A 20,805-nucleotide genomic window follows, 5' to 3' on the forward strand; every position below is an offset into this window, starting at 1 on the left:
GTGTTGGAGGCAGGAACCATGGGCCAGTTGGCAGGCAAGGTAGCCGTCATCACCGGCGGATCGGCCGGGATCGGCCTTGCCACCGCACGCCGGTTCGTCGCCGAGGGCGCGCGCGTGTTCCTTACCGGTCGGAGCACGGAGCGGCTTGTCGCCGCGGTCGATGACCTCGGTCCCGCCGCCACCGGTGTGCCCGGCGACGTCACCAGTGCCGAAGACCTCGACCGCCTGCACGATGCGGTAGCGGAGCACCGCCAGGGCCTGGATGTGTTGTTCGCCAACGCGGGCGGCGGCAGCTTCACCCCGTTCGGCGAAGTCACGCCGGACACCTTCGACCAGATCATGGCGAGCAACACGCGTGGGGTCTACTTCACCGTGCAGAGGCTCCTGCCGCTGCTGAATCGGGACGCCTCCGTCATCCTGATGTCCTCCGTCGGCGGAACCGTGGCCGTGCCCGGCCTGAGCGTGTACTCGGCGGCCAAGGCGGCGATCCGGTCCTTCGCCCGCGGTCTGGCCGTCGAACTGGGAGACCGGGGGATTCGCGTGAACGCGATCAGCCCCGGCTACATCCGCACCAGACCAGGGCAAGCCGACGTCGAGGCCTTTCAAGCCGCCGGCGCCGCCGGCACCCCGCTGCGCCGCGTAGGACGACCCGAGGAGGTCGCCGCAGCCACCCTGTTCCTCGCCTCCAGCGACAGCAGCTACATCACAGGCAGCGAACTGTTCGTCGACGGCGGCCGCAAGCAGGTCTGACGCAGGCCTCCCCGCGTTCTCATTTCGACGCCGGGGAGCAGCATGTCGAGCTGCCAGGCGGTGCAACGCGGGCACGAGCAGGACCCGTTCTGCACTGGTCCCAACGTGTCTGGAGAGCGGCGTGTTCGACGTACACACCGCGCGGAACCCGCCGAGGATGCTGGTAGCCGTGCAGCTCGCGCGCTGCCTTCTTCAACGGCGAAATTTTGTACTCGCTGGTGCTTGTCCGCACCTCGGCTGGCTGGGCGCTCGGGGGTGTCATTTCGGCTCCTCCTGCTTGTCAACGGCTCGCGTGAGGGCCGGTGTCCCGAGGTGGACGGCGGGTCGGCGCGGGCGATTTCGGTGGCGTCAGGTCATGCCAACCAGGGTAGGCGGGCGGTGTGTCGGTGGCCCGCGGCCCGACGCCGACCGGACCACTCGCATGGGCAGAACCAGTCCGGCAGGCGGTGGACAACAGAGCCCGCGTCGATGACGATGGGCCGTCAGCACAGCGGGCAGTACCGGAGGGACGGGTTGCTGAGGGCTGCACCACCCTCACCCCTGCCTCCGTCGTGCACTGCGCCGTCCCCGACGTCCGACGGAGGAGACGCCACCATGAGACCCGGTGCCCCGAACAGCTCCTACGGTGGCTACCTGGGCCATCCGACGGGCATGAACATGCCCGGATTGATAAGGGGGGCGCGGGTACTCCTGTTCGTCATGGGTGGCGTGCAACTCACCGTCGGTGTGCTCGTCGCCGGACTCTTAGCCGGCGTCGTCGCTAACGACGGCGGCAGCATCGCCGATGCCGTCGCCATCGTCAGTGTGCTGCTGGGCCTGGGTGCGCTGTCGATCACCCTGGGGACGAAGTTCGCCACCGGCGGCGGAGGTGTCCGGGTCACCACGATCGTGTACGCCTCGCTGATGATCGTGGCCTGCCTGGGCAGCCTGGGCCTCGGGGACGGCTTCGGCCTCATCTTCACGGGCGGGCCGGTCATCGGGCTCGCCTGTGGCGGCATCATCCTGGCGTTGATGGTCACCGCACAGGCCAGCGCCTGGTTCAACCGCCCACGGTAGGTATCGAGCAGCACGACACCCACACACGCGCGGGGGTCCCGCCGTGGTGTGTCATGCAGCGGCGGGCATGAGCGCTTTCGCGTACGGGACGCTCCTCACGGTGCGGCCGCGTTATCGAGGTACCCGCGCGCTTGGTGGCTGATCACGCAAGCGGAGACATGTGTGCTGAAAGCTTTGCGACACAGCAGGTTCGGGCACTCCGGAGATCTGCATCAACGGCGTTGTCAACGACAGTCTGGAACCTGTGTTCGCATCACGAGAGCGTTGGGCGCACTGTCTCCTGGGGTGAGTCGACGCAAAGTCTCGCCGTTGTCCGCCTCACCGCGCACCCGTCCGTAGCCGCAAACCCATGCCAGTGCGCGGAAATCCGGCCCGTTGGGCCGCAGTCACAGGAGCCGACCCGGACGATTACGAGAGATCGAAGGGGGCGGGGGAGTGGCCTTCCCAGATCTGGCGGGATGCCTGTTCGGGATAGGGCAGAGTCTTCGACTCGGTGTCCAGGACGCGGGTGAGGTGCCCGCCGGGCCGGTGAGCGGACCAGCCCGCGTCGCCGGTGGTGACGAAGCGGACCCAGGCCTCCCGGAGTTCGCGGGAGAGCGCGACGGCCTCGGGAGTGCGCTCCTCGCCGATGAGCTGGGTGCCGACGGGGCTGTCCAGCGTGCCGAACGCCAGGGGCACGTCGAGGCTGTGGCAGGCACCCAAGATGCCGCCGAGGGCCGGGGCGACCCAGCACAGTTCGAACAGGTACGAGGTGCCGCCGGCTGCGGCGTTCGCCTCGGCCAGCTTCTGTGACGGCATGCGGAAGAGGGCGTCGGAGTACACCGTCTCCACCAGCTCCTCCGGCCCTGCCTGCGGGAACGCGGCACGGTAGGCCCGCGCACCGTCCGGCTGCGGGGCGTGCAGTTCCAGGGCTGCGTGGGCGTCATCCTCGGTGAAGGTGCCGTACCGTCCGCTCATGACGCTGAAGTACCGGAATTCGTCCCGGGCGTGGCCGACGAGCAGTTCGGTCCCGCTCGCGCGCGCGCCGGTCAGCGCGAGCCAAGGCGTTTCCGGGAGGACCTCGCCGTCGACGACGGGGCACAGCGCGGTGCCGGTCTCCGTGAGGCGTCCCCAGCTCTCCCGGTGCGCGTGGAGGCCGGCGTTGAAGGAGGTGAGCTCAGCGGCCAGGTGCCATGGGTCGATGTCGCGCAGGGCCTCCGCGGTGGGGGCCGTCGCGCCGAGCCGGTCCGCGAACGCGGCGGTGACCTGCCGTGCCAGCGCGGGGGTGCTGTGCAGCCCGGGCACCGAATGGGCGATGGCCCGCCGGAACAGGCCGCGCGCGGACTTCATCGTCAGCAGGGCGGCGACCGAGCCCGCCCCGGCGGACACCCCGCCCACGGTGACCCGGCCGGGGTCGCCTCCGAAGGCGGCGATGTTGCGCTGCACCCACTCCAGCGCCGCGATCTGGTCGAGGAATCCGCGGTTGGGCGGCACGTCGTCGAGGAACGCGAATCCCTCCGCGCCCACGCGGCAGTTGATGGTCACCACGACGACTCCCGCCTCGGCCAGCGCCGCCGGGTCGTACATCGGGTCGCTCGACGCCGCCGAGAGGTAGCCGCCCACGGGGATCCACACCAGCACCGGCAGTCCCGCCGCGCCGGGATCCGGAGTGCCGACGTTGAGCGTCAGCCAGTCGGTGCCCTGCGGGGGCACGTCGATCGGCAGGGACAGCGGCACCACGGGGCCGAACTCGACCGCTTGCCTCGTCCCCTCCCAGCGGTGCGGCGGCACGGGCGCGGCGAAGCGGAGCGCTCCGACCGGGGGCTGGGCGTAGGGGATGCCGCGGAACACCGCGTGCCCCTGCCGCCAGCGCCCCTGCACCACGCCTTCCGTGGTTCGTACCTTTGGTTGTTCGGACATGACGACTCCTCCCTCAAGTGGACCCAGGATTATGGGTCAGATGTATTATGTCAACTGTATTGGAACAGGGTACGAGGGAGGGGCCGGCGATGCCGAAACAGGTGGATCACCGCGGACGCCGCGAAGCGATCGCCCGCGCACTGTGGCGGGTGGTGGAGCAGCGCGGCGTCACACAGCTGACGATGCGCGTGGTGGCGCAGGAGGCGGGCATGTCACTCGGGCAGTTGCAGCACTACTTCGCGTCCCGGACCGCCATGCTCTCCTTCGCCATGGATTTCGCGTCCGAGCAGACCTCGGTGCGCGTACACCAGGGGCTCGAAAAGCTCGGTGACCGTCCGCACCCCCGTGACGTGCTGCGACTGACGCTCGCGGAAATGCTCCCCCTGCATGCCGACTCCCGCGCGACCAGCCGGATGAGCACCGCCTACGTCCTGGAGGCACTGCACGACAAGGCCGTGCACGAGCAGGCGCGCCGCGGCCTCGTCCAAGGGCGGGCTCTCGTCGAGCAGTTGGTCCGCCAGGCGATCGCCGACGGGCACATCGACTCCGGCCGCGACCCGGCGACCGAGACCAACCTGCTCCTCGCCCTCACCGGCTTCACTTCCCTGATCGAACTCGACGTGATCGAGCCCCAGGACGCGCTCGCCGCGATCGACGTGCATCTGGACCGGCTGTTCAGCAGGACGTGACCTACCCCGGACACGGGGCAGGTGGGACACCGCCCGGAGTGGCGAACCTCGGCACGGGTAAGCCGACGCTGGCCACGGGCTACGCCTCTCGCACAGTCAACCACTGCCTCAGCGCCGTGTACGGCTTCTCTGCCTTCCACGCTGGTTCCGGTCGGGGCGGACCGGAGCAGGTGTTCGTGGCGCGTGCGGTGGACGGGTGGTGCCCAAGTCGGAGCGGCGCTGGGGCCGGAAGGGACGGAGCGCGGGCCGATGTGTTGGGGACCGGTCCCTGAATCGCCTGAACACACTGTCAGTGTCCTGGTGGCGGCCATTTCCCCACGGTCGAACGCCAAGGTGCGACGGACTACTTCTACCTCAAGAACGCCGTCTCGAAGATGTGCCTGGACGTGTACACCGAGTTGCTTGCCGCGTACCGGCACTCCGTCGACCCGCCGACGGGCGCGGTTGGCTGGAAACCGCCGCAACCCGCTCGGGTCCCTCCCCACCCCTCTGATCGTGGCGGTGACCGGGGATTTTCACGACCCCGCACCACGCGTCACGCGCCGTCGACGATGTCGAGGATGGCGCCCACCGGGTCGGCGGCCCGGTAGTCCGCGCTCAGCTCCCGTGCACGACGCCGGAACCCCGGCTCGTCGAGCACCCGCCGGACGGCCTGCCTGACAGCCGCGGCCTCGGGGCGGCCGGTTCGCAGGTCGATACCGACGCCGAAGTCCGCGACCCGGGCCGCCACCGCGGGCTTGTCCTCGCCGGCGCCCGCCACGACGAGCGGCACGCCGTGGTGCAAGGCGAGTTGCACACCGCCGTAGCCGCCGTTGGTGACCACGACGTCGACTAGCGGGAAGAGCGCGTCGAACGGAATGAACGGCTCCACCCGTGCATTCGTCGGCACGCGCAGGTCGCCGACCTCCCGCCCACCGAGTCCGGCGACGACGAGCACGTCGTCGCCCGCCAGCGCGTCGAGCGTGGGTTGGACGAGGTCGGTCAGGTCGTTGTTGGCCACTGTGCCCTGGGTGAGCGCGACGACCCGGCGCTGCGACAGCTCTGGCCACCACGAGGGTGGCTCCCACGTCGCAGGCGGTTCAGGCGGCAGGGCCCCGACCAGCCGCAGCGTCGGCGGGGCATCGACCCGTGGGTACTCGAAGGACGGCACGGTGAGCTGGGCGAATACGTCGGGCAGAAGGACCTGTGCGTCGCTGATGACCGGCAGTGCAGCCGTCGCGCCCAGCTCCGCCATGACCTGCTGGGCGTGCGCGGTGGCGCCGGCCAGCTGCGCGGCGAGTTCGGCGTTGAACGCCGCGGCGGCTTCCCGCACGTCGAGCCCGTCGCGCGGGGGTGGAGGACCCATCATGGTCAGCTCGGCGCCGCTGAGAGTCAGGGGGAACACCCCGAGGCCGACGGTGCGCCGCGGCCGGATCCCGGGTGCTCCCAGCAGCTGCGGCCACGTCCCGTAGAAGGCGGCCTCGTGGAGGACGGCGGCATCCGGCTGCTGCGCCAGTACCTGTTGCAGCACGGCGTTCTGCGCGGGCGCCATGTCGGTGAACCAGCCGAACATGGCCTCCAGGAATGCCGGGCCCGGCGCCAGCTCGTGCAGCCACGGCTGGAGCTCACCGAGGCGGCGGTCATCGAAGTCGGCCGGCCCGGACAGCGGGACGAACGCCGCTCCCACCGCCTCGGTCTCCGTCCGGAACCGGCTGCCGGTGACGACTGTGACTCGCCGTCCGGCGGCGACGAGGTGGCGGGCGAGGTTCAGGACCGGCCGGACGTGTCCGGTGAGCGGGGTTGCGGCGAGCACGATGGGTGCGGCTGTCATGGGGGGACGTCCTCAGGATCGACGGAGGTCGGCCTGGGAGGCGGCCGACCCGATGACCTGGAGTCTCGCCACTCCGCTCGCGGCAGACCACCGGACATCGACCGGACGCCGCCGGTACGGATGGCCGCGCTCAGTCCTGCCCGGAGACGGTGTCGGCACGCCGGACCAGCTCCTCGAACCGCTTGTGGAGCTCAGCGGTGTCCAACGGAGCTGTGCCCGATCCCGCCACGCCCTCCCACCACTGCGCCGATGCCACGTCACCGAGGTCGGCCGCCACGGCAGCGGCCACGCCCGCCAGGTGCGCCCGACGCCGGTGCCCGTCCCGCTGGGGGCCCAGCTCGTGGTCGGCGGCGGCGAGCATCACGGCCGCGTCGTCCAGGCGTCCTTCGCTGCGGGCGGCCTCGGCGCACTCCGCGAGGACAGCGGCCACCGAGAATCCGCTGCCCAGCTCCCGCGCCGTGGCTGCGGCCGCCCGCCAGTGCCCCACCGCCGCGGACCGGTCGCCGCGCAGCAGCGCGCCGTCCCCCCGTCCGATGGGCACATGCACGGCCGCCCACACGTCGTTCCTGACGTCGAGCCGCAACGCGACGTGCTCTTCGGCCCGATCCAGCAGAGCCCCCGAAGCGTCGAAGTCCTCCAAGCGCAGCGCCGCCGCCGAAGCGAAGATCGCCGCCTCCGTGGCCAGCGAGGCGTCGTCGACCTGCTCGGCCAGCCGCACCGCCCGCTCCGCGACGGCGAAGAGGTCGGCGGCGACGCGGTTGAACCCGGCGCGCGCCACCAACCAGCGGGCCCGGCCTCGCTCGCTCAGGTCGTCCTCGCGCAGGCGGCCGGTCCAGGCGAAGCCTTCGCGGCTGTGCCCGCTCATCCACAGCGGCAGCCACACCGACCACACCAGCTCGGCGGCGTCGTCGTGCCGGCGGGCGTCGACGAGCTGGTCGAACCCGAGCCGCAGCACGCCGCGATCGACCTCGACCTGCTCCACCGCCGTCATGTCGCCACGGCCCCGGATCCGCGCACTGAGTTCTCGCGCCGTACGGAGTGCCCACTGGCCGACGCTCTGCCGGACCTGCTCCCGCTCGGCCGGTTCGAGCGTCTCGAGCGCGTACCGACGTACCGGTTCCAGCAGCCGGAACCGCGCGATGTGCCCGACATCGCCGCGGGCGACCAGCGAATGCTCGATCAACTCGGTGAGCGCGCTCACCGCGTCCGCGGTGTCCGGCGCAGCGATCGCTTCGACGGTATCGAGGGAGAAGCTGCCCGGGACGATGGCGAGCCTGCGGAACAGCCGATGGGCCGCGGGGCCAAGTATCCGGCAGCTCCACTCGATGGTGGCGGCCATGGTGCGTTGCCGCTCCGGCAGGTCCCGGGGGGCCGGCCACGGGCAGCTTCGCCAGCCGATCGACCCGGTCCAGCAGCGCCTGGGGGCCGAGTCGCGCGGCCGCGGCGGCCAGGAGTTCGATCGCCAGTGGCAGCCCGTCGGCCCGCCGGCAAAGCCGTACGACGGGATCATCGTCCTCCCCGCTCGTGGTCGGCGATGGTGCGCCGGCGGCCGTCAGCCGCTCGGTGAAGAGCCGCACGGCCGCCGCCGGGGCCAGCGGGGCGATGCGGATCTCGCGTTCCCGACGCACCCGCAGCGGAACGCGGCTGGTGGTCAGGACCACCGCGCCGGGACAGGCCGACAGCAGTTCGGCCAGTTGCGGAGCGCAGGCGGCCACACGCTCCAGGTTGTCCAGAACGAGCAGGACCGCCGCCCCGTCGAGGTGCGCGGCGAGGCCGGTCACGGTGTCGGCGTGGGTTCCCGCCGCGCGGGCGACGGCGGCGAGGACGTCGTCGGGGTCAGTGACGTCGGTGAGGTCGGCGAAGAACGCCCCGCCCGGGTAGTCCCCAGCCACCGTCCGCGCCGCCAACAGCGCAACGGTGGTCTTGCCGACCCCGCCGGGGCCGGTGAGCGTCACCAGCCGGCCCGGCGCGGAACGCAGGGCGGCGAGGATCTCGGTGACCTCGTCGTGCCGCCCGACCACCGGGACGGCTGGCGGAGGCGGCGGGTGGGACGTCAACGTGCGGGACGGCATCTCAAGGGCCTCGTTCCCCGCCCGTCCTAGGGCCGACAGCAGCGCCGTGCGGTCGGCGTCGCGGAGTTGCAGCGCCGAGGCCAGCGCCCGCACGGTGTGCGGCTGGGGCCGGGTCCGCCGCCCGCGTTCCAGCGCGCTGACCGCATCGACGGACAGTCCCGCGGCAGCGGCAAGCTCCTGCTGGGTCAGTGACCTGGCCTCCCGCAGCGCACGCAGCACAGCCGCGAAGCTGCGCGCCGATCCCGACGGATCGTTCACGATCTTGATTATGCCCGCCGTTGCCGGGGTGGTGTCCGGGCGTTGTCCGGTTGTCGGGCCCCACCCCCGGCGATCACCATCGACGGTGACAGGCGAACCGGAGAATGAGGAGTCGAAGACATGGTCCCCGAGGCCCTGGAAGCGTTGCGCGTGGCGATCAACTCCCACGTCCCGGAGCGGATCGCCGGCTGTTTCACGGACGACTACGTGGCCGAGCGGCCGCTGAAGCCGCATGAGGGGTTCATCGGCTCCGAGCGCGTCGCCGCGAACTGGAGGAAGATCCTGGCCGGACTGCCGGACCTGCGGGCCGAGATCCTGCGCCACGCCCAGAACGGCGACGAACTGTGGTCGGAGTGGGAAATGCGGGGCACCGCCGCGACCGGGGCGACGGTCGTGCTGCGCGGCCCGGTGGTGCTCACCACCCGCGACGGACGGATCGCCTGGGCCCGGTTCTACCCCGACCCGGTCACCACGAACGGCCCGGCCCACACCACGGTCTCCCGGGTGCTGACCGCTTCGGCCGAACGGATCTTCGCGGTGCTCCGCGACCCCCGCCGCCACCCCGAGCTCGATGCCACCGGCTTCCGGGGCCACGCCGAGACCCCCGGCCCGATCGACGCCGTCGGCGACACCTTCGTCATGGCCATGCACAACGACGAGCAGGGTGACTACCGGGTCGAGAACCGCGTCGTGGCCTTCACCGAGGACCGGGTCATCGGTTGGGAATCCGGCCGATCGGGTCAGCGCCTGGCCGGTCACCGCTTTGTTTGGAAGCTCACCCCGACCGACGACGGCCGCACCGAGGTGACCCTGACCTACGACTGGGCGGCGGTCACCGACCCGGCTGAAGTACCGCGCCTGCCGCTCGTCTCCGCTGCCCAACTCGAAGCGTCCTTGGAGCAACTGGCCGCGGTGGTGGCGTAGACGCCGGGTTCTGTCGCCGATCCGCCGGTAGGGGAACTCGGCGAGCGAGCGATACGGATGCTCGCCTTGATGCAGGTGGTGGTGGCCGATCCGGTGGTGTCGGTGTGGCGAGCACCCGTTCTCGTTCGGTGGCAACGTCATCGCTCACGACGCGTCACCAGGAATCCCCAGGACAGCACCATCCGGTCAGGCCATCGGAGCCGCCGCTTCTGCTTCCAGGTAGCGGTCCGCGTGCCGGGACTCGGCGATCAGCCGGAGGGTCCGGCTGCGTGCGGTCCCGGTGTGTTCGATGGGCACGAGCATGATCTCGTCAACGTCCATAGTGGTCGCCAGGTTGTGGATCTCGTTCAGCACGGTCGTGGGCGCGCCGCGGACGACCTGTCCTTCGTCGAGGACCTGGTCGACCAGGTACCGCAGGCGCGACTCGATGAGGTCGTCGCCTTCACGCCGCCGGACATCCCATTGCGCGACCGCGATGGCGGCCCGCTCGGCTTCCTCGTCTGTCTCCGCGCACACGACGTTGACAGACGCGATCACGTAAGGCCGCTCACCGGTGAACGTCGCCCGATAGCGGTCCACCGCCGCCGGACGAGCCTTGCTTCGCCCAAGGTGGTGGCCGTAGACGAACGGTAGTCCGCGTTCGGCGGCGAGACGAGCGCTGTTCTCCCCGGCTCCGAGGACGAAAACACCGGGCGGTGTCGAGATTCTGGGTGACATCCGCAGCGACTCGAACCGGTGGCCGGCGGGCCACGAGTCGTGCAGGAAACCGAGTAGCTCATCGACCAGATCGGAGAACTCCGCCATCGCCCGCGGATGGCGATACAGCGCGTCATGGAGCACGTTGCTCGTCGTGTTGCCGCCGGAGGACCGGCCGACACCGAGATCAACCCGGCCATCGTGCAGCCCCTGCAGGACGGCGAACTGTTCGGCGACGACCAGCGGTGCGTGGTTGGGCAGCATGACCCCGCCGGAGCCGACCCGCAAAGTCTTTGTGCAGGCGGCGATATAGGCCAGCAGGACGGCGGGGGAGCTGCCTGCGGTCGCGGCCGCCGCATGGTGCTCGGCCACCCAGAACCGGTGGTACCCATGCCGTTCCGCGGTCCGGGCGACCTGTACGACGTCCCGAAGCGCTTGTTCGGGCGAGCTGTCCTGGCCGATCACCGCGAGGTCGAGCACCGACAGGTCAAGCATGGTCGTCTCCTAGTGTGCGGAGTGCTGTGGAGCGGGCAGCAGGACGGCGAGTGCGGCCAGTGCGCTGAGCGTGATGGCGAACAACCCGGCCGTCATGCCGAAACTGGCCTCGGTGAGCAGGATTCCCGCGGCCAATGGTCCCAGGGGCTGCAGGACTTGGGCGGTGAAGCTGCTGGCGGCGGTGACCCGGCCGTAGATCTCTTCCGGGACCGCCTTGGCCAGGATGGTGGCCAGCACAGCCCCGGTCACCGGGGCGAACAGGCACAACGTGGAGAACGCCGCGACGAACGGGATGGTCCCGCCGCCGGACCAGGCGACCACGAGCAGCGCAGCGGCGATCACCGGGCCGGCCGCGAGCACTGTCCGGAGCGACAGCCGTTTGGCGGCAGTGGGCGCGATGAGCGAGCCGGCCAGACCGGCCACCGCGGCCGTGCTCAGCGCCACGCCCACCGCGGCCGCGCCGCCGGGCTGGCCGGCCGTGCCGAGGATCAACGCGAAGGTCAGTGCGGAGAAAGTCACGTTCAGCAGCGCGAAGAACAGCGACGACCACCGCAGGAACCGGTCTCTGACAAGGTATCGCCAACCGGCGGCGACCTGGCGCAGGAAGCGCTCACGAACGGCCGGCTGCCCACTGGACGGGGATCGGGCCAGCAAAGCCACACATGACGCGGAGATCGCGAAGGTGACAGCATCGACCGCGAACGGTGCCCACGCCGCCACGGACAACAGCAACCCGGCCGCAGCCGGTGCCACGATCGTGGCCGCGTAAGTGCGAGCCTGGTTGAGCGACACCGCCTGGCTGAGCTGATCCACCGGGACGACCCGGCGCACCACCTTGCTCTGGCTGGGCCGGAACACCTCCAGCGCGACACCCGACACGATCACCAGCGCGAACGCCGACCACAGCGGCAACGGCCCGACGAACGCGAGCACCGCGACGATCGCCACGGCGACCAGACGCGCCAGGTCACAGACCAACATCAGCGTGCGCTGGTCGTATCGGTCGGCCAGATACCCGCTGGGGACCCGGATGACCAGACCCACCACGAGGACCACGGTCCCGAGCAGACCCGCGGTCGCCGGGGCGTACCCGGCCGCGAGCAGCGTCAGCGGCACCGCCAACGCTGTCATCTCCGACCCGAAGTCCGACAGTGCCTGGCCGACCCAGAGCAACCGGAACTCCCGGTTGCGCCGCAGCGGAGTGACCGTCTCCTGCGTCGCGGTCATCGCCGGTCCACGAGCAGGTCGTCGAGCACGAAGTTCAGGTTCGTCCGGGCACCCGGCGCGGTCCGCCGGAACCGGTCGAGGAACAACGCGACACCAGCCGAGCCGGTGGCGAGGTCGGCACTCTCCCGCAGGGTCTGCTCGCCAGGGAACACCACGCCTTCGGGGCGTTCGACAGCGTTGCACAGGACCGCGGCGGCGACCCGTTCCGCGTCCCCGAGCAGCTCCGGGTCGCCGAGGAACTCGTAGGCGTCCAGCAGGGTGTTGCCGATTCCGCTCGCGCCGTGGAAAAGCTGGGGGAAGGCCACGTACTTGCGTCGTACATCGGGCAGCAGCTTGTCGATCCACGACCGGTACTCGCCGGTCACCTCGTGGTATCGCAGGGTGGTGGTCAGGATGCCCGCGGTGCCCTCGTCCCAGTAGTGCCGCAGCATGGTGGTCGGACTGTCCTCTGTGGCCGCGACCGCCGGGAACGTGAGCACGCCGCTGGAGAGGTACTCGCCCTGGGACAAGTCGTAGTCCAGCGCGGCTCGGCCGAGGTCCAAAGTGGCCGGATCGTTCGTCGCGGCGTGCAGGGCGAGCAGGAACATCGCCACGCCGGACGCGCCGTACCCGTAACCGATGGGCACCTCGTCGTCCGGGCTGGGCCAGTGCGCGTGGCCGCCGTCCCAGACCGCGCGGTCACCGAGACTGGTACCGATGGCGCGGGCGCGGTCGAGGAACTCTGGCAGTCCGGTGTCACGCCACAACCGCAGGCATGCCATGCCATGACCGGCCGCGCCGATGAGCACACCGGGTTCGGTGAGCAGCAACGGGTGGTCGCTGCTGCCGCGCAGGGTCGTTGTCGCGAGCTCCGGGTAGCCCATCGCCGACTGGGCCCACGCGACTCCGGCGGTGCCGTAGTACAGGCCCGGCGGCATGGCCGCCACGGCCGTCGACCGCTGTAGCGTCCAGCCGAGGAAGGTGTCCGGAATCTGTCCTTTGAGGACATGCAACGCGTAGAGGCTCCCGTAGGCGCCGTGTGCCAGCGACAATGGGTTCGTCTCGAACACCAGCAGGTCTGCGGGGAACAGCCGGTCCTCGCGGTGCGGATCGGCCGAGTTGACCAGGTAGTCGGCGACACTGTCCATAGTCGCCTCGATCCGCTTGTGCAGGCGGGCACTCGCGACCGGCTCAGGGGTCACCGGCCTGGCCAGCGGTGGTGATCGTCGCCAGGCGGTGGTGAAGGGAAGGTCCTCGATCCGCTTGCGCACCACCGCCGCGTCCGGCAACGGCGCGTCCTCGGCGTAGAGGTCTCCGATCAGGGACACCAGTTCGGCCGGCAGGTCCAGATCCGCGGCCGCCTCGGCGAACAACTGTCGCGGGATGTCCTGCTCCACGACATCGGCCTGGTGACACATCAGAACGCAGCACAGGATCACGCCACCGAGCGCGTAGTAGTCGGTCCGCCGGTCACCGCATCGTGCGGCTAGTGCCCGTCGGGTCACCATGCCCGGTGTGCTCAACCCGGCGCCCTGATCGACGCCCTCGTGGAACGCGGATTCCAGGTCGATGATCCGCACGTGGTCGTCCGGAGTCACGATGATGTTCGTCGGCGACAGGTCGCCCAGGACGATCCCGCGCTCGTGGCACACGGCGACCGCCTCGGCCACCTGCGCCCACAGCCCGCGGAACCGCGAGTAGTAGTCCGTGAGCCGGGAGGGCGTGGGATCCAGGCTGTAGATCGGGTTCTCGGTGATGCTCAGCCGGCCGATCGGGGTGCCCGGGACGTACTCCTCCACGAGGTAGGCGTGTTCCCACTGGGTGAAGAAGTCGATCGGACGGACGAACAGGCCGGTGTCGGACAGGTCGGTCAGAATGTCGTACTCGTGGCGCAACAACCGCACGGCGTCGATCCCGGCCGGGCCGACCTCGACCCCCGGACGAGCCTCACGCAGGACGATGTCGGCGCCGGTCTCGGTGTCGATGCCGCGGTACACGCCGCCCCGGTTGCTCAGCAGCAGAGCACTGTCCACTACGTACCGGCCACCGGCGAGTGCGGTGGAACCAGGGGTGTCGTCCGCCGTCACGGGAGTCTCGCTTCCGAACGGGTCACGCGCCCAGTCCGGTACTGACCAATAGGGATTGCGGATGTCCGGAACCTTGGAGCCGTCCGGCGCGTCGATCATCAGTTCCCGGATGCCCGAGGACCGTAGCCGGAAGTAGCTCGTGAAGCCGCCGTACCGGTAGTACACGACCCGCGACCCGGGAAACCGGCGGTCGGACAACAGATACGGTCCGTCGAAATCCTTGAGCTCCTGCGTCAATGCTTCTCCGACCGCGTGGAACTCGGCCTCGTCGGCCGGATACACGGTGATGAACTTGCCGCTGGAGCCGCGCGGGTACGACTTCCCGTTCACCTCGCGGACCGCCAACGGATCCATGAGGAACTTGAAGCGGACGCCTGCGTCACGCAGCACCGGCAGTGCCGCGCGCAGCACTTCGGCGGAGTTGCGCGAAGTGGCCGATACGTGCAGTTTCCAGCCCTGCCCGACGAGTGGCACCTCCGGCGGCTCGGCGATGAGCCAGTAACCGCGTCGCCGCAGCTGCCAGTCACCGGGCATCGCGGCGCGGTACTCGCCGACATGCTCGCTGCCCGGCGTTCGCCGCGTGAAGTCCTCGAACCACCGTGGATGGTGCATCATGTAGGACACCACGGTCTCCCAGTCGACCTGCATTCCGCTCACTCCATCCACTTCGGGTTCGGCCAGGGGCACCCGTGGGCTTGAAGGCGCACTGCCTTCAAGCCCACAGACGTCGGGAACTCAGCAGCTGGCCCCGTAGCAGGAGCTGCAGCTCATCCCCGGGCTGCTGTACTGCGGCCCCTTCTCGGTCTTGAGCTTCTGCAGACCGAGAACGTCCGCGCTGTGCGCCTCGACCTCGTCGCTGTCGATCTCCTCGGGCTCCGGCTGGGTCGTGTCGTCGGACATGCGTGTTCCTCCCTGTTGTGAGGTGTGGCAGGTGACGCCGTGCACCACGCTAGGGACGCGATTCGGAAGCCTGGTATGCGCGTGGTGAAGGTGTTGCCGCACAGGGGAAACAGTCATGCCGCGCAGCTCGTTTTTCTGTCTATTGTGGTGTGTCCACCGGCGCTGGCCAGTGCGCATACCGGACGCAAACCGCACGACAGGGGGGCCACCGAGAATAAGAGACCGGCGGCAAGGAGGTGTCAGCGGATGCGACTGGCCGAGATGATGGCGCTTCGCCAGGAGATCTGCGCTGGTCTCCTGGTGACGTTGACCGAACGGTGCCCACTGCACTGTGCGCACTGCTCGGCGTCCGCTGCTCTGAACGGCAGGCACCTTGATGGTGTGGCCCTGCTGCGGTTCGTGCGGACGTTCACCGCACAGTGCCGTCCGGACGTGGTGATGCTGACCGGTGGTGAACCGTTGCTCCGTCCGCGGTTGGTCGTTGAGACCGCGCGGGCGGCCAAGGCCGCGGGCACCCGGACCGCGGTGCTGTCAGGTGCGTTCTTCGCCGGAGACGGCCGGATTCCGGCGTCCATCCGGCCGGCGATCCAGGCGGTGGATCACGTCTCCCTGAGTCTCGACGTGTTCCATGAGCGTGAAGTCGCCCGCCAGGACGTCTTCGCTGTGCTGAGAACCCTTCTGCGCCACGGCATCACGACCAGTCTGCACATCACGGGCACAAGCTCGGATGATCCCTACCTCAGCGAGGTGACCGCCGAGGTCACCCGCATCTTCGGCACGGACGTGCCCATGCTGGTGAGTGAGTTCAAGCCGATCGGCCGCGCGGCCGCCTGGGCGAGAGCGACTCCACAAGCGGACAGCAGTGCCGCACCGTGCGCGATGGCCGCTTGGCCGGTGGTCACCGTCGACGCGGCCGTGGTCGTCTGCTGCAATCAGGACGTGGTGGACGGCCGGACCAGGCCGGACCACCTGCGCCTGGGCGTGCTGGCTACCTCGACCTGGCCCGAGGTTCACGAACGGGCACATTCGTCGCCGGTGCTGCGCATGATCCGCACTGTCGGACCGCTGCACATCGCCCGCTGCGGCGGCACCGACCTGGCGGACTATTGTGGTTCGTGCCAACGACTCGCGCCCGCCGCACTGGACTGGGCCACACAGGCGGGCACCGGGCCCGCGGGCGAACTGCTCCAGGCTGTTGCGGTCCGCAATGGACAGATGGGTGGGCCACGCGCGTTGCTGCGCAGGCACGGCGTCGCTCGCTACGCGCATCTTGTCGGTGATGACGGATGAGCGAGCTTGCGAGCGAATCATCCAATGCAGAGCCCCGCTCATGCGACGTGGGTGGCCACAACGAGGAGAAGGCATGAGCGCCGAGTTGCAGACCGTGCTGGACCTCATCAGCCCGGCCGTGCGGCGGAGCGCCGCCGCAGTGTGGCAGCCCAGCGGACTGCGTGAGCGCTATGCCCGGTACCTCGTCGAGATGCACGCGGTGTTGCGGGCCTCGGTACCTCTCATGGAGCTGGCGGCGCTGCGTTGCGCCCAGCCTGACCCGGTGTGTTCCCGGCTGCGCACCTATTTCCCAGTGCACATCGAGCAGGAGCTCGGCCACGACGAATGGCTGCTCGGCGATATGGCGGCCGTGGGACTCAGGCCGGAGGTCGAGCAGGCTCGCCCGCCGTCGGTGCAGGTCGCCCGTCTCGTCGGCCCGCAGTACTACTGGATCAACCACCACCATCCGGTGGCGCTGCTGGGCTACATCGCCGTGCTGGAGGGCAATTCGCCGTCGCCGGAGCTGACCGGGCTGCTCGCCGACCGGACCGGCCTGCCGCTGCGGGCCTTCCACACGCTGAGTCATCACGCCGAGGCCGATCCCGGGCACAGCGGTGAGGTGTTCGCCCTGCTCGCCGAGTTGGACCTCACCGCGGAGCAACGTCTTGTGGTTCGGACGAGCGCACTGCACACGGCGGCGGCGCTCATCGACCTGTTCGACATCCTGGCCGCACCGCCCCAGAACCGGGAGGACCCGCTGTGACGACCGAGCCCGACGCGACCCTGCGCGCACTGGCCGACGCAGGCTTTCCGATCGACACGTTCACCGAGGAGCAGCGTGCTGTGTTCGCCGGGCTCTCCGCGGCGGAACTGGAGCTGATCCTCGACATCAAACGTCGGCTGGACGCCGTGGAACCCGAGGTCCAGGCGCACGCCGTCGTCGCGGGTGCTGCGCTGTTCTGAGTGGGGGACACGCCATGGAGCAGCGTAAACTCGTGACGGTTTTGTTCTGCGACCTCGTCGGTTCCACCGAACTGGCCGGCGTCCTGGAACCGGAGACGCTCCGGTCGGTCGTCATGAGCTACTTCGACACCGCGCGCAGGCAGATCGAGGCGCACGGCGGAACGGTCGAGAAATTCATCGGGGACGCGGTGATGGCCGTGTTCGGTGTCCCCACCGTGCGCGAGGACGATGCGCGTCGTGGCGCGGCTGCCGCCTTGGACATGATCGCCGCACTGGCCGAGCTCAACGCCGACCTGGAAAGCACGTTCGACTGCAGACTGTCGGTGCGGATCGGCGTCAACACCGGTGAGGTCGTCGCCACCGGCACGCAGGGCGCCACCGAGAACCTGGTCGCCGGTGAGGTGGTCAACGTCGCGGCCCGGCTGGAACAGAACGCGGGCCCGGGCGAGGTCCTGATCGGACCGGTCACCCGTGCGCTGCTCGGCGGCGAGGCGGAGGTCGAGACGGTCGGGGCGTTGGCGTTGAAGGGAAAACGCGACCCGGTGACCACGTTCCGGCTGCTGGGTATCCGGCCCGACCCAGGATGGCTGGACATGGCCGTCGGCACCCCGTTCGTCGGCCGGGAGCGGGAGCTCGACCTGTTGCGCGAATGTTGGGCCAGGACGCTGGACGGGCGGAGCCAGTCGGTGACGCTGTCCGGTGAGGCGGGGATCGGCAAGACCAGACTCGTCCAGCACTGGCTGTCCGGGCTGCCGGACGACAGTGCGATGATCGGGTCGGGACGCTGCCACCCTTATCGCGACCAGGCGAGCCTCACCCCCCTTGCGCAGGCGTTGCGCCAGATCCTCGACACGGCGACCCACATCGGCGTGCCCACCGGAAAGTTGCGGTGCGAGCCTGCCTACCGAGTGCTGCGCTCCGGTCTGCTGCGGGACGGTACCCCGGGCCGCTCGGCGGACAGCACTTACGCCGCGATCGCCACTCTGCTGACCGAAATGGCCACCGTCCGCCCGGTCATCCTCGTGCTCGACGATGTCCAATGGGCAGAGGAGGTTCTGCTCGACGGTGTCGCCCGGCTGGCCGACATGGTGAGCGAGACGCGGGTGCTTCTGGTTCTCGCGGGCCGGAAAACCGGCAGTCCACTCCGGACAGTCGAGGTGCCTGCGCTGCCCGAAGCGGACATGGAGCGGCTTGCCGCCGAACTGGTCGAGGTGCAGGCGCACGTGCCTGCCGTACTCGCCAGGGTGATCGACCGGGCCGAGGGCAACCCGCTGTATCTCGAACAGTTGCTGGCGATGCTCGATGACGGAGCTGATCCCGGGAAGCTGCCGGTGACGGTGACCGCGGTGCTGGCCGCGCGGATCGACTCACTCGGCCCGGCCGAACGCGTGGTGCTGGACGCCGCCTCCGTCGTCGGCCGCCAGTTCGACACAGTCGAGATCGAGGCGCTGGCTGAGACCGGGGTGTCCGCCGGACTGCCCGGACTGACGCGCCGCGGGCTGGTCGAACCCGTGCGCGGCAGCGAGTACCGGTTCCGGAGCGGGTTGCTGCGGGACGTGGCCTACCAGGCGATCAGCAAACGCCGTCGGGCGGACTGGCACGAGGCGCTCGCCGGGCGGTGCACGACTGCGGCCGCCACGGGTCACCACCTCGAGCAGGCGTATCTCCATCGGCACGGACTCGGCCTGCGCGACGACCACACCGGCCGCCTGCGCGAGCAGGCCGCCTGTGCCCTCACCGTCGCGGGCCGCAGCGCACTGGCGCGCGCTGACCTGTCCTGGTCGGCGGACCTGGGCAGGCGGGCCATCGCACACTCCACACAGGACGACCCGTGGTGGGCGCTGGCGGCCGAAGGGCTCGGCGAGACCCTGCTGGCCATGGGTATGACCCGGGACGGCAGCGAACTGCTGCGGGACGTAATGGCCTTGTCGATCACCTCAGGCGATCAGCTCACCTACGCGCACGCGAAGCTGCAACTGGCGGCGCTGGACACCCAGCCGGCCCGGCCCGGGCGGATACCGGCGGCCGACACCGCGCGCGAGGTGCTGCCGGTCTTCGAGGCGTACACCGACCACCTGGGCTTGGCACGCGGTCACATCCGCCTCGCTCAGGAACAGCAACTGATCGGGTCGCACGGCGCCGCGGAAGAACTGCTGGCCGCCGCGCTGCGGCACGCCGTCACGGCCGATGCCGCACCCGAGCAGGCGATGGCGCTCGGCGCGATCGGGATCTCCCTCTGGTACGGACCGGCACCGGCGGCCCAGGCTGTGCGGCGCTGTCGCGAACTGCTCGCCCTGCACGGCCGGAATCACGACGTCGTGTCCGTCACCCTCAACTACCCGCTGGCGAACCTTCTCGCCCTGCAAGGAAAGGATCGTGAGGCGCGGGCTTGTCTCGCCGTCGCGGACAAGTTCGCCAATGACCTCGGCTACGCGGAGGCCGCGATGTTCGGGCCGCTGTTCGCCGCGGGAGTCGACGCGCTCGCCGGCCGGCTCGAGTCAGCCGAACAGTTGCTGGTCGACGCCGTCCGGTCGGCGCGGGCAGCCGGCGACCCGGGACTGATCGCGACCGCATCCTGCCAGCTGGCCAGAGTGCTGCTGCGCCGGGGAAAACCTCCTGGGCCGGAGCTGCTCGACCAGATCTCCGGATCGCCCAGTGGGCAGGACGCCGACCCGCTCGGCGTGCTCGCCCTCGCGGCGGGCGATCCGGCGATGGCGCATCGCGCGGTGGCCGCGGCGGAGCGAACCGACTCGCCGATCACACTTGCCACGGCACACTTGGACCTCGCCGCGGTGAGCCTGGCGACCGGTGACGCCGCGACCGCGGTGACCGCCGCGGACCGCGCGGCGGACTGGTTCGCGGCCAAGGGCCATGTCGTCGGCGGCCATGCCGCCGCCGCCATCCGGGAGGCCGCGCTGTGACTCGTGCGCTCAGCTGGGGCCTGCGTGATCAGAGACCCTCGGACATCAAGGTCGGCGCGACCGGCCTCGATCAGGTGACCCCCGAGTGGGCCTGGGGAGGCTCGACCGGTGCGGGGGTCCGGGTGTGCGTTGTGGACAGTGGGATCGAGGGCGGCCATCCGCTTGTCCGGTCGGTCGCCAGCGCACATGAGGTGGTGCAAGGAGAAAACGGTCCCGAGGTGCGCCCGGCCGACCCCGAGGACACCTGCGGCCACGGCACCGCCTGCGCCGGGATCATCCGCGATGTCGCACCGGACTGCGAACTGCACAGCGTCCGGGTCCTTGGCCGGGGGTTCACCGGCAGCGGCCGCTTCCTGCTCGCCGGGCTGCGCTGGGCCGTCGAGCAAAGGTTCGACGTGATCAACATGAGCCTGTCGACCACGCACACCAAGTTCGCCCACGAACTGCACGAACTGGCCGACGAGGCCTACTTCCGGCGCATCGCCATCGTCGCGTCGGCCCACAACACCCCGGTGGTCAGCTTTCCCTGGCGGTTCTGCTCCGTCCTGTCGGTCGGCAGCCACCAGGAACCCGACCCTGGCCTGTACCTGTACAACCCGGCGCCACCGGTGGAGTTCTTCGCGATGGGCCGTGATGTGGTCGTCGCGTGGCCCGGTGGTGGAACCGTCCGCACCACGGGCAACAGCTTCGCCACGCCGAGGATCACCGGCCTGTGCGCGGCGATCCTCGCCAAACACCCGCAGCTGACCATCTTCCAGCTCAAGACCGTGCTGTACCTGGCCGCGGCGAACGTCCGCACCGAGAAATGAG

Annotated in this window: 17 protein-coding genes and 1 pseudogene; 10 read left to right on the forward strand and 8 right to left on the reverse strand. The window is 70.1% G+C overall.

The features are described 5' to 3' along the window. The first annotated feature begins 18 nt into the window (after window positions 1-18). Together GC106_RS27125 and GC106_RS27130 are read left to right on the forward strand one after the other, a co-directional pair. Window positions 19-750 carry an SDR family NAD(P)-dependent oxidoreductase gene (locus GC106_RS27125; protein ID WP_173136372.1) on the forward strand — a complete coding sequence of 244 codons (732 nt, stop codon included), beginning with the start codon at window positions 19-21 and terminating at the stop codon, window positions 748-750. 594 nt (window positions 751-1,344) lie between these two features. Beyond that, a complete protein-coding gene (locus GC106_RS27130; RefSeq protein WP_246366788.1) occupies window positions 1,345-1,806 on the forward strand; it encodes a hypothetical protein in 462 nt (153 codons plus the stop codon). Window positions 1,807-2,214: 408 nt separating this feature from the next. On the opposite strand, the gene GC106_RS27135 is transcribed toward GC106_RS27130, so the two are convergent. After that, window positions 2,215-3,705, reverse strand: a complete 1,491-nt coding sequence (locus tag GC106_RS27135) for a carboxylesterase/lipase family protein (RefSeq protein WP_173136374.1) — start codon at window positions 3,703-3,705, stop codon at window positions 2,215-2,217. Window positions 3,706-3,794: 89 nt separating this feature from the next. Between GC106_RS27135 and GC106_RS27140 the strand changes: the two genes are divergently transcribed. After that, window positions 3,795-4,394, forward strand: a complete 600-nt coding sequence (locus tag GC106_RS27140) for a TetR/AcrR family transcriptional regulator (RefSeq protein WP_173136376.1) — start codon at window positions 3,795-3,797, stop codon at window positions 4,392-4,394. Window positions 4,395-4,929: 535 nt separating this feature from the next. Here the strand turns inward: GC106_RS27140 and GC106_RS27145 are convergent. After that, window positions 4,930-6,204 carry a nucleotide disphospho-sugar-binding domain-containing protein gene (locus GC106_RS27145; RefSeq protein WP_173136378.1) on the reverse strand — a complete coding sequence of 425 codons (1,275 nt, stop codon included), beginning with the start codon at window positions 6,202-6,204 and terminating at the stop codon, window positions 4,930-4,932. A gap of 130 nt (window positions 6,205-6,334) precedes the next feature. Continuing rightward, on the reverse strand, window positions 6,335-7,543 hold the full coding sequence (locus tag GC106_RS48105) for a winged helix-turn-helix domain-containing protein (protein ID WP_246366789.1): 1,209 nt from the start codon (window positions 7,541-7,543) through the stop codon (window positions 6,335-6,337). Between GC106_RS48105 and GC106_RS48110 the strand changes: the two genes are divergently transcribed. Then, the gene (locus GC106_RS48110; protein WP_246366790.1) at window positions 7,542-8,306 is read left to right on the forward strand and encodes a hypothetical protein; all 765 of its coding nucleotides are present in this window, start codon (window positions 7,542-7,544) and stop codon (window positions 8,304-8,306) included. The two genes, GC106_RS48105 and GC106_RS48110, sit on opposite strands and share 2 nt — an antisense overlap. Before the next feature lie 21 nt (window positions 8,307-8,327). Here GC106_RS48110 and GC106_RS49760 read toward each other — a convergent pair. Continuing rightward, window positions 8,328-8,768, reverse strand: a pseudogene (locus GC106_RS49760) (helix-turn-helix domain-containing protein); the annotation flags it as partial. Here GC106_RS49760 and GC106_RS27155 point away from each other — a divergent pair. Further along, entirely contained in the window at window positions 8,655-9,458 is an 804-nt protein-coding gene (locus GC106_RS27155; RefSeq protein ID WP_173136379.1) for a nuclear transport factor 2 family protein, read from the forward strand. The pseudogene GC106_RS49760 and the gene GC106_RS27155 overlap by 114 nt on opposite strands. A 186-nt stretch (window positions 9,459-9,644) precedes the next feature. Here the strand turns inward: GC106_RS27155 and GC106_RS27160 are convergent, their stop codons facing one another. From GC106_RS27160 to GC106_RS27175, 4 genes are all read right to left on the reverse strand, one after another. Next, window positions 9,645-10,649, reverse strand: a complete 1,005-nt coding sequence (locus tag GC106_RS27160) for an MsnO8 family LLM class oxidoreductase (RefSeq protein WP_173136381.1) — start codon at window positions 10,647-10,649, stop codon at window positions 9,645-9,647. 9 nt (window positions 10,650-10,658) lie between these two features. Next, window positions 10,659-11,876 (reverse strand): MFS transporter, encoded by a 1,218-nt coding sequence (locus tag GC106_RS27165; protein ID WP_173136382.1) that lies wholly within the window; start codon window positions 11,874-11,876, stop codon window positions 10,659-10,661. Then, a complete protein-coding gene (lanKC, locus tag GC106_RS27170; protein WP_173136384.1) occupies window positions 11,873-14,590 on the reverse strand; it encodes a class III lanthionine synthetase LanKC in 2,718 nt (905 codons plus the stop codon). Before lanKC ends, GC106_RS27165 begins: the two co-directional genes overlap by 4 nt. An 87-nt stretch (window positions 14,591-14,677) precedes the next feature. Continuing rightward, entirely contained in the window at window positions 14,678-14,842 is a 165-nt protein-coding gene (locus tag GC106_RS27175) for a hypothetical protein (protein WP_173136387.1), read from the reverse strand. A 246-nt stretch (window positions 14,843-15,088) separates the two neighbouring features. On the opposite strand from GC106_RS27175, the gene GC106_RS27180 reads away from it, so the two are divergent. From GC106_RS27180 to GC106_RS27200, 5 genes are all read left to right on the forward strand, one after another. Beyond that, complete coding sequence (locus tag GC106_RS27180) at window positions 15,089-16,132, forward strand: radical SAM protein (RefSeq protein WP_173136389.1); 1,044 nt, start codon at window positions 15,089-15,091, stop codon at window positions 16,130-16,132. Window positions 16,133-16,205: 73 nt separating this feature from the next. Next, window positions 16,206-16,874, forward strand: a complete 669-nt coding sequence (locus GC106_RS27185) for an iron-containing redox enzyme family protein (RefSeq protein WP_173136406.1) — start codon at window positions 16,206-16,208, stop codon at window positions 16,872-16,874. Continuing rightward, window positions 16,871-17,074, forward strand: a complete 204-nt coding sequence (locus GC106_RS27190) for an aroma-sacti cluster domain-containing protein (protein WP_173136408.1) — start codon at window positions 16,871-16,873, stop codon at window positions 17,072-17,074. The genes GC106_RS27185 and GC106_RS27190 overlap by 4 nt, the downstream gene beginning before the upstream one ends. Window positions 17,075-17,088: 14 nt before the next feature. Then, window positions 17,089-19,995 carry an ATP-binding protein gene (locus tag GC106_RS27195; protein ID WP_281368631.1) on the forward strand — a complete coding sequence of 969 codons (2,907 nt, stop codon included), beginning with the start codon at window positions 17,089-17,091 and terminating at the stop codon, window positions 19,993-19,995. Continuing rightward, window positions 19,992-20,804: a S8 family peptidase gene (locus tag GC106_RS27200; RefSeq protein WP_173136412.1), complete on the forward strand. Its 813-nt coding sequence runs from the start codon at window positions 19,992-19,994 to the stop codon at window positions 20,802-20,804. The genes GC106_RS27195 and GC106_RS27200 overlap by 4 nt, the downstream gene beginning before the upstream one ends. Window position 20,805 lies beyond the last annotated feature (1 nt).

The organism is Kibdelosporangium persicum, assembly GCF_013280595.1.
In the GTDB taxonomy this organism is placed as follows: Bacteria; Actinomycetota; Actinomycetes; order Mycobacteriales; family Pseudonocardiaceae; genus Kibdelosporangium; species Kibdelosporangium persicum.

Excerpts from the sequence above, each read along its gene's own strand:
- GC106_RS27185 (WP_173136406.1), top strand. The coding sequence starts at position 16,206 with ATGAGCGCCGAGTTGCAGACCGTGCTGGACCTCATCAGCCCGGCCGTG.
- GC106_RS27140 (WP_173136376.1), top strand. The coding sequence starts at position 3,795 with ATGCCGAAACAGGTGGATCACCGCGGACGCCGCGAAGCGATCGCCCGC.
- GC106_RS48105 (WP_246366789.1), bottom strand. The coding sequence starts at position 7,543 with ATGGCCGCCACCATCGAGTGGAGCTGCCGGATACTTGGCCCCGCGGCC.
- lanKC (WP_173136384.1), bottom strand. The coding sequence starts at position 14,590 with ATGCAGGTCGACTGGGAGACCGTGGTGTCCTACATGATGCACCATCCA.
- GC106_RS27125 (WP_173136372.1), top strand. The coding sequence starts at position 19 with ATGGGCCAGTTGGCAGGCAAGGTAGCCGTCATCACCGGCGGATCGGCC.
- GC106_RS27135 (WP_173136374.1), bottom strand. The coding sequence starts at position 3,705 with ATGTCCGAACAACCAAAGGTACGAACCACGGAAGGCGTGGTGCAGGGG.
- GC106_RS27160 (WP_173136381.1), bottom strand. The coding sequence starts at position 10,649 with ATGCTTGACCTGTCGGTGCTCGACCTCGCGGTGATCGGCCAGGACAGC.
- GC106_RS27175 (WP_173136387.1), bottom strand. The coding sequence starts at position 14,842 with ATGTCCGACGACACGACCCAGCCGGAGCCCGAGGAGATCGACAGCGAC.
- GC106_RS27165 (WP_173136382.1), bottom strand. The coding sequence starts at position 11,876 with ATGACCGCGACGCAGGAGACGGTCACTCCGCTGCGGCGCAACCGGGAG.
- GC106_RS48110 (WP_246366790.1), top strand. The coding sequence starts at position 7,542 with ATGGTGCGTTGCCGCTCCGGCAGGTCCCGGGGGGCCGGCCACGGGCAG.
- GC106_RS27195 (WP_281368631.1), top strand. The coding sequence starts at position 17,089 with ATGGAGCAGCGTAAACTCGTGACGGTTTTGTTCTGCGACCTCGTCGGT.
- GC106_RS27145 (WP_173136378.1), bottom strand. The coding sequence starts at position 6,204 with ATGACAGCCGCACCCATCGTGCTCGCCGCAACCCCGCTCACCGGACAC.
- GC106_RS27130 (WP_246366788.1), top strand. The coding sequence starts at position 1,345 with ATGAGACCCGGTGCCCCGAACAGCTCCTACGGTGGCTACCTGGGCCAT.
- GC106_RS27155 (WP_173136379.1), top strand. The coding sequence starts at position 8,655 with ATGGTCCCCGAGGCCCTGGAAGCGTTGCGCGTGGCGATCAACTCCCAC.
- GC106_RS27180 (WP_173136389.1), top strand. The coding sequence starts at position 15,089 with ATGCGACTGGCCGAGATGATGGCGCTTCGCCAGGAGATCTGCGCTGGT.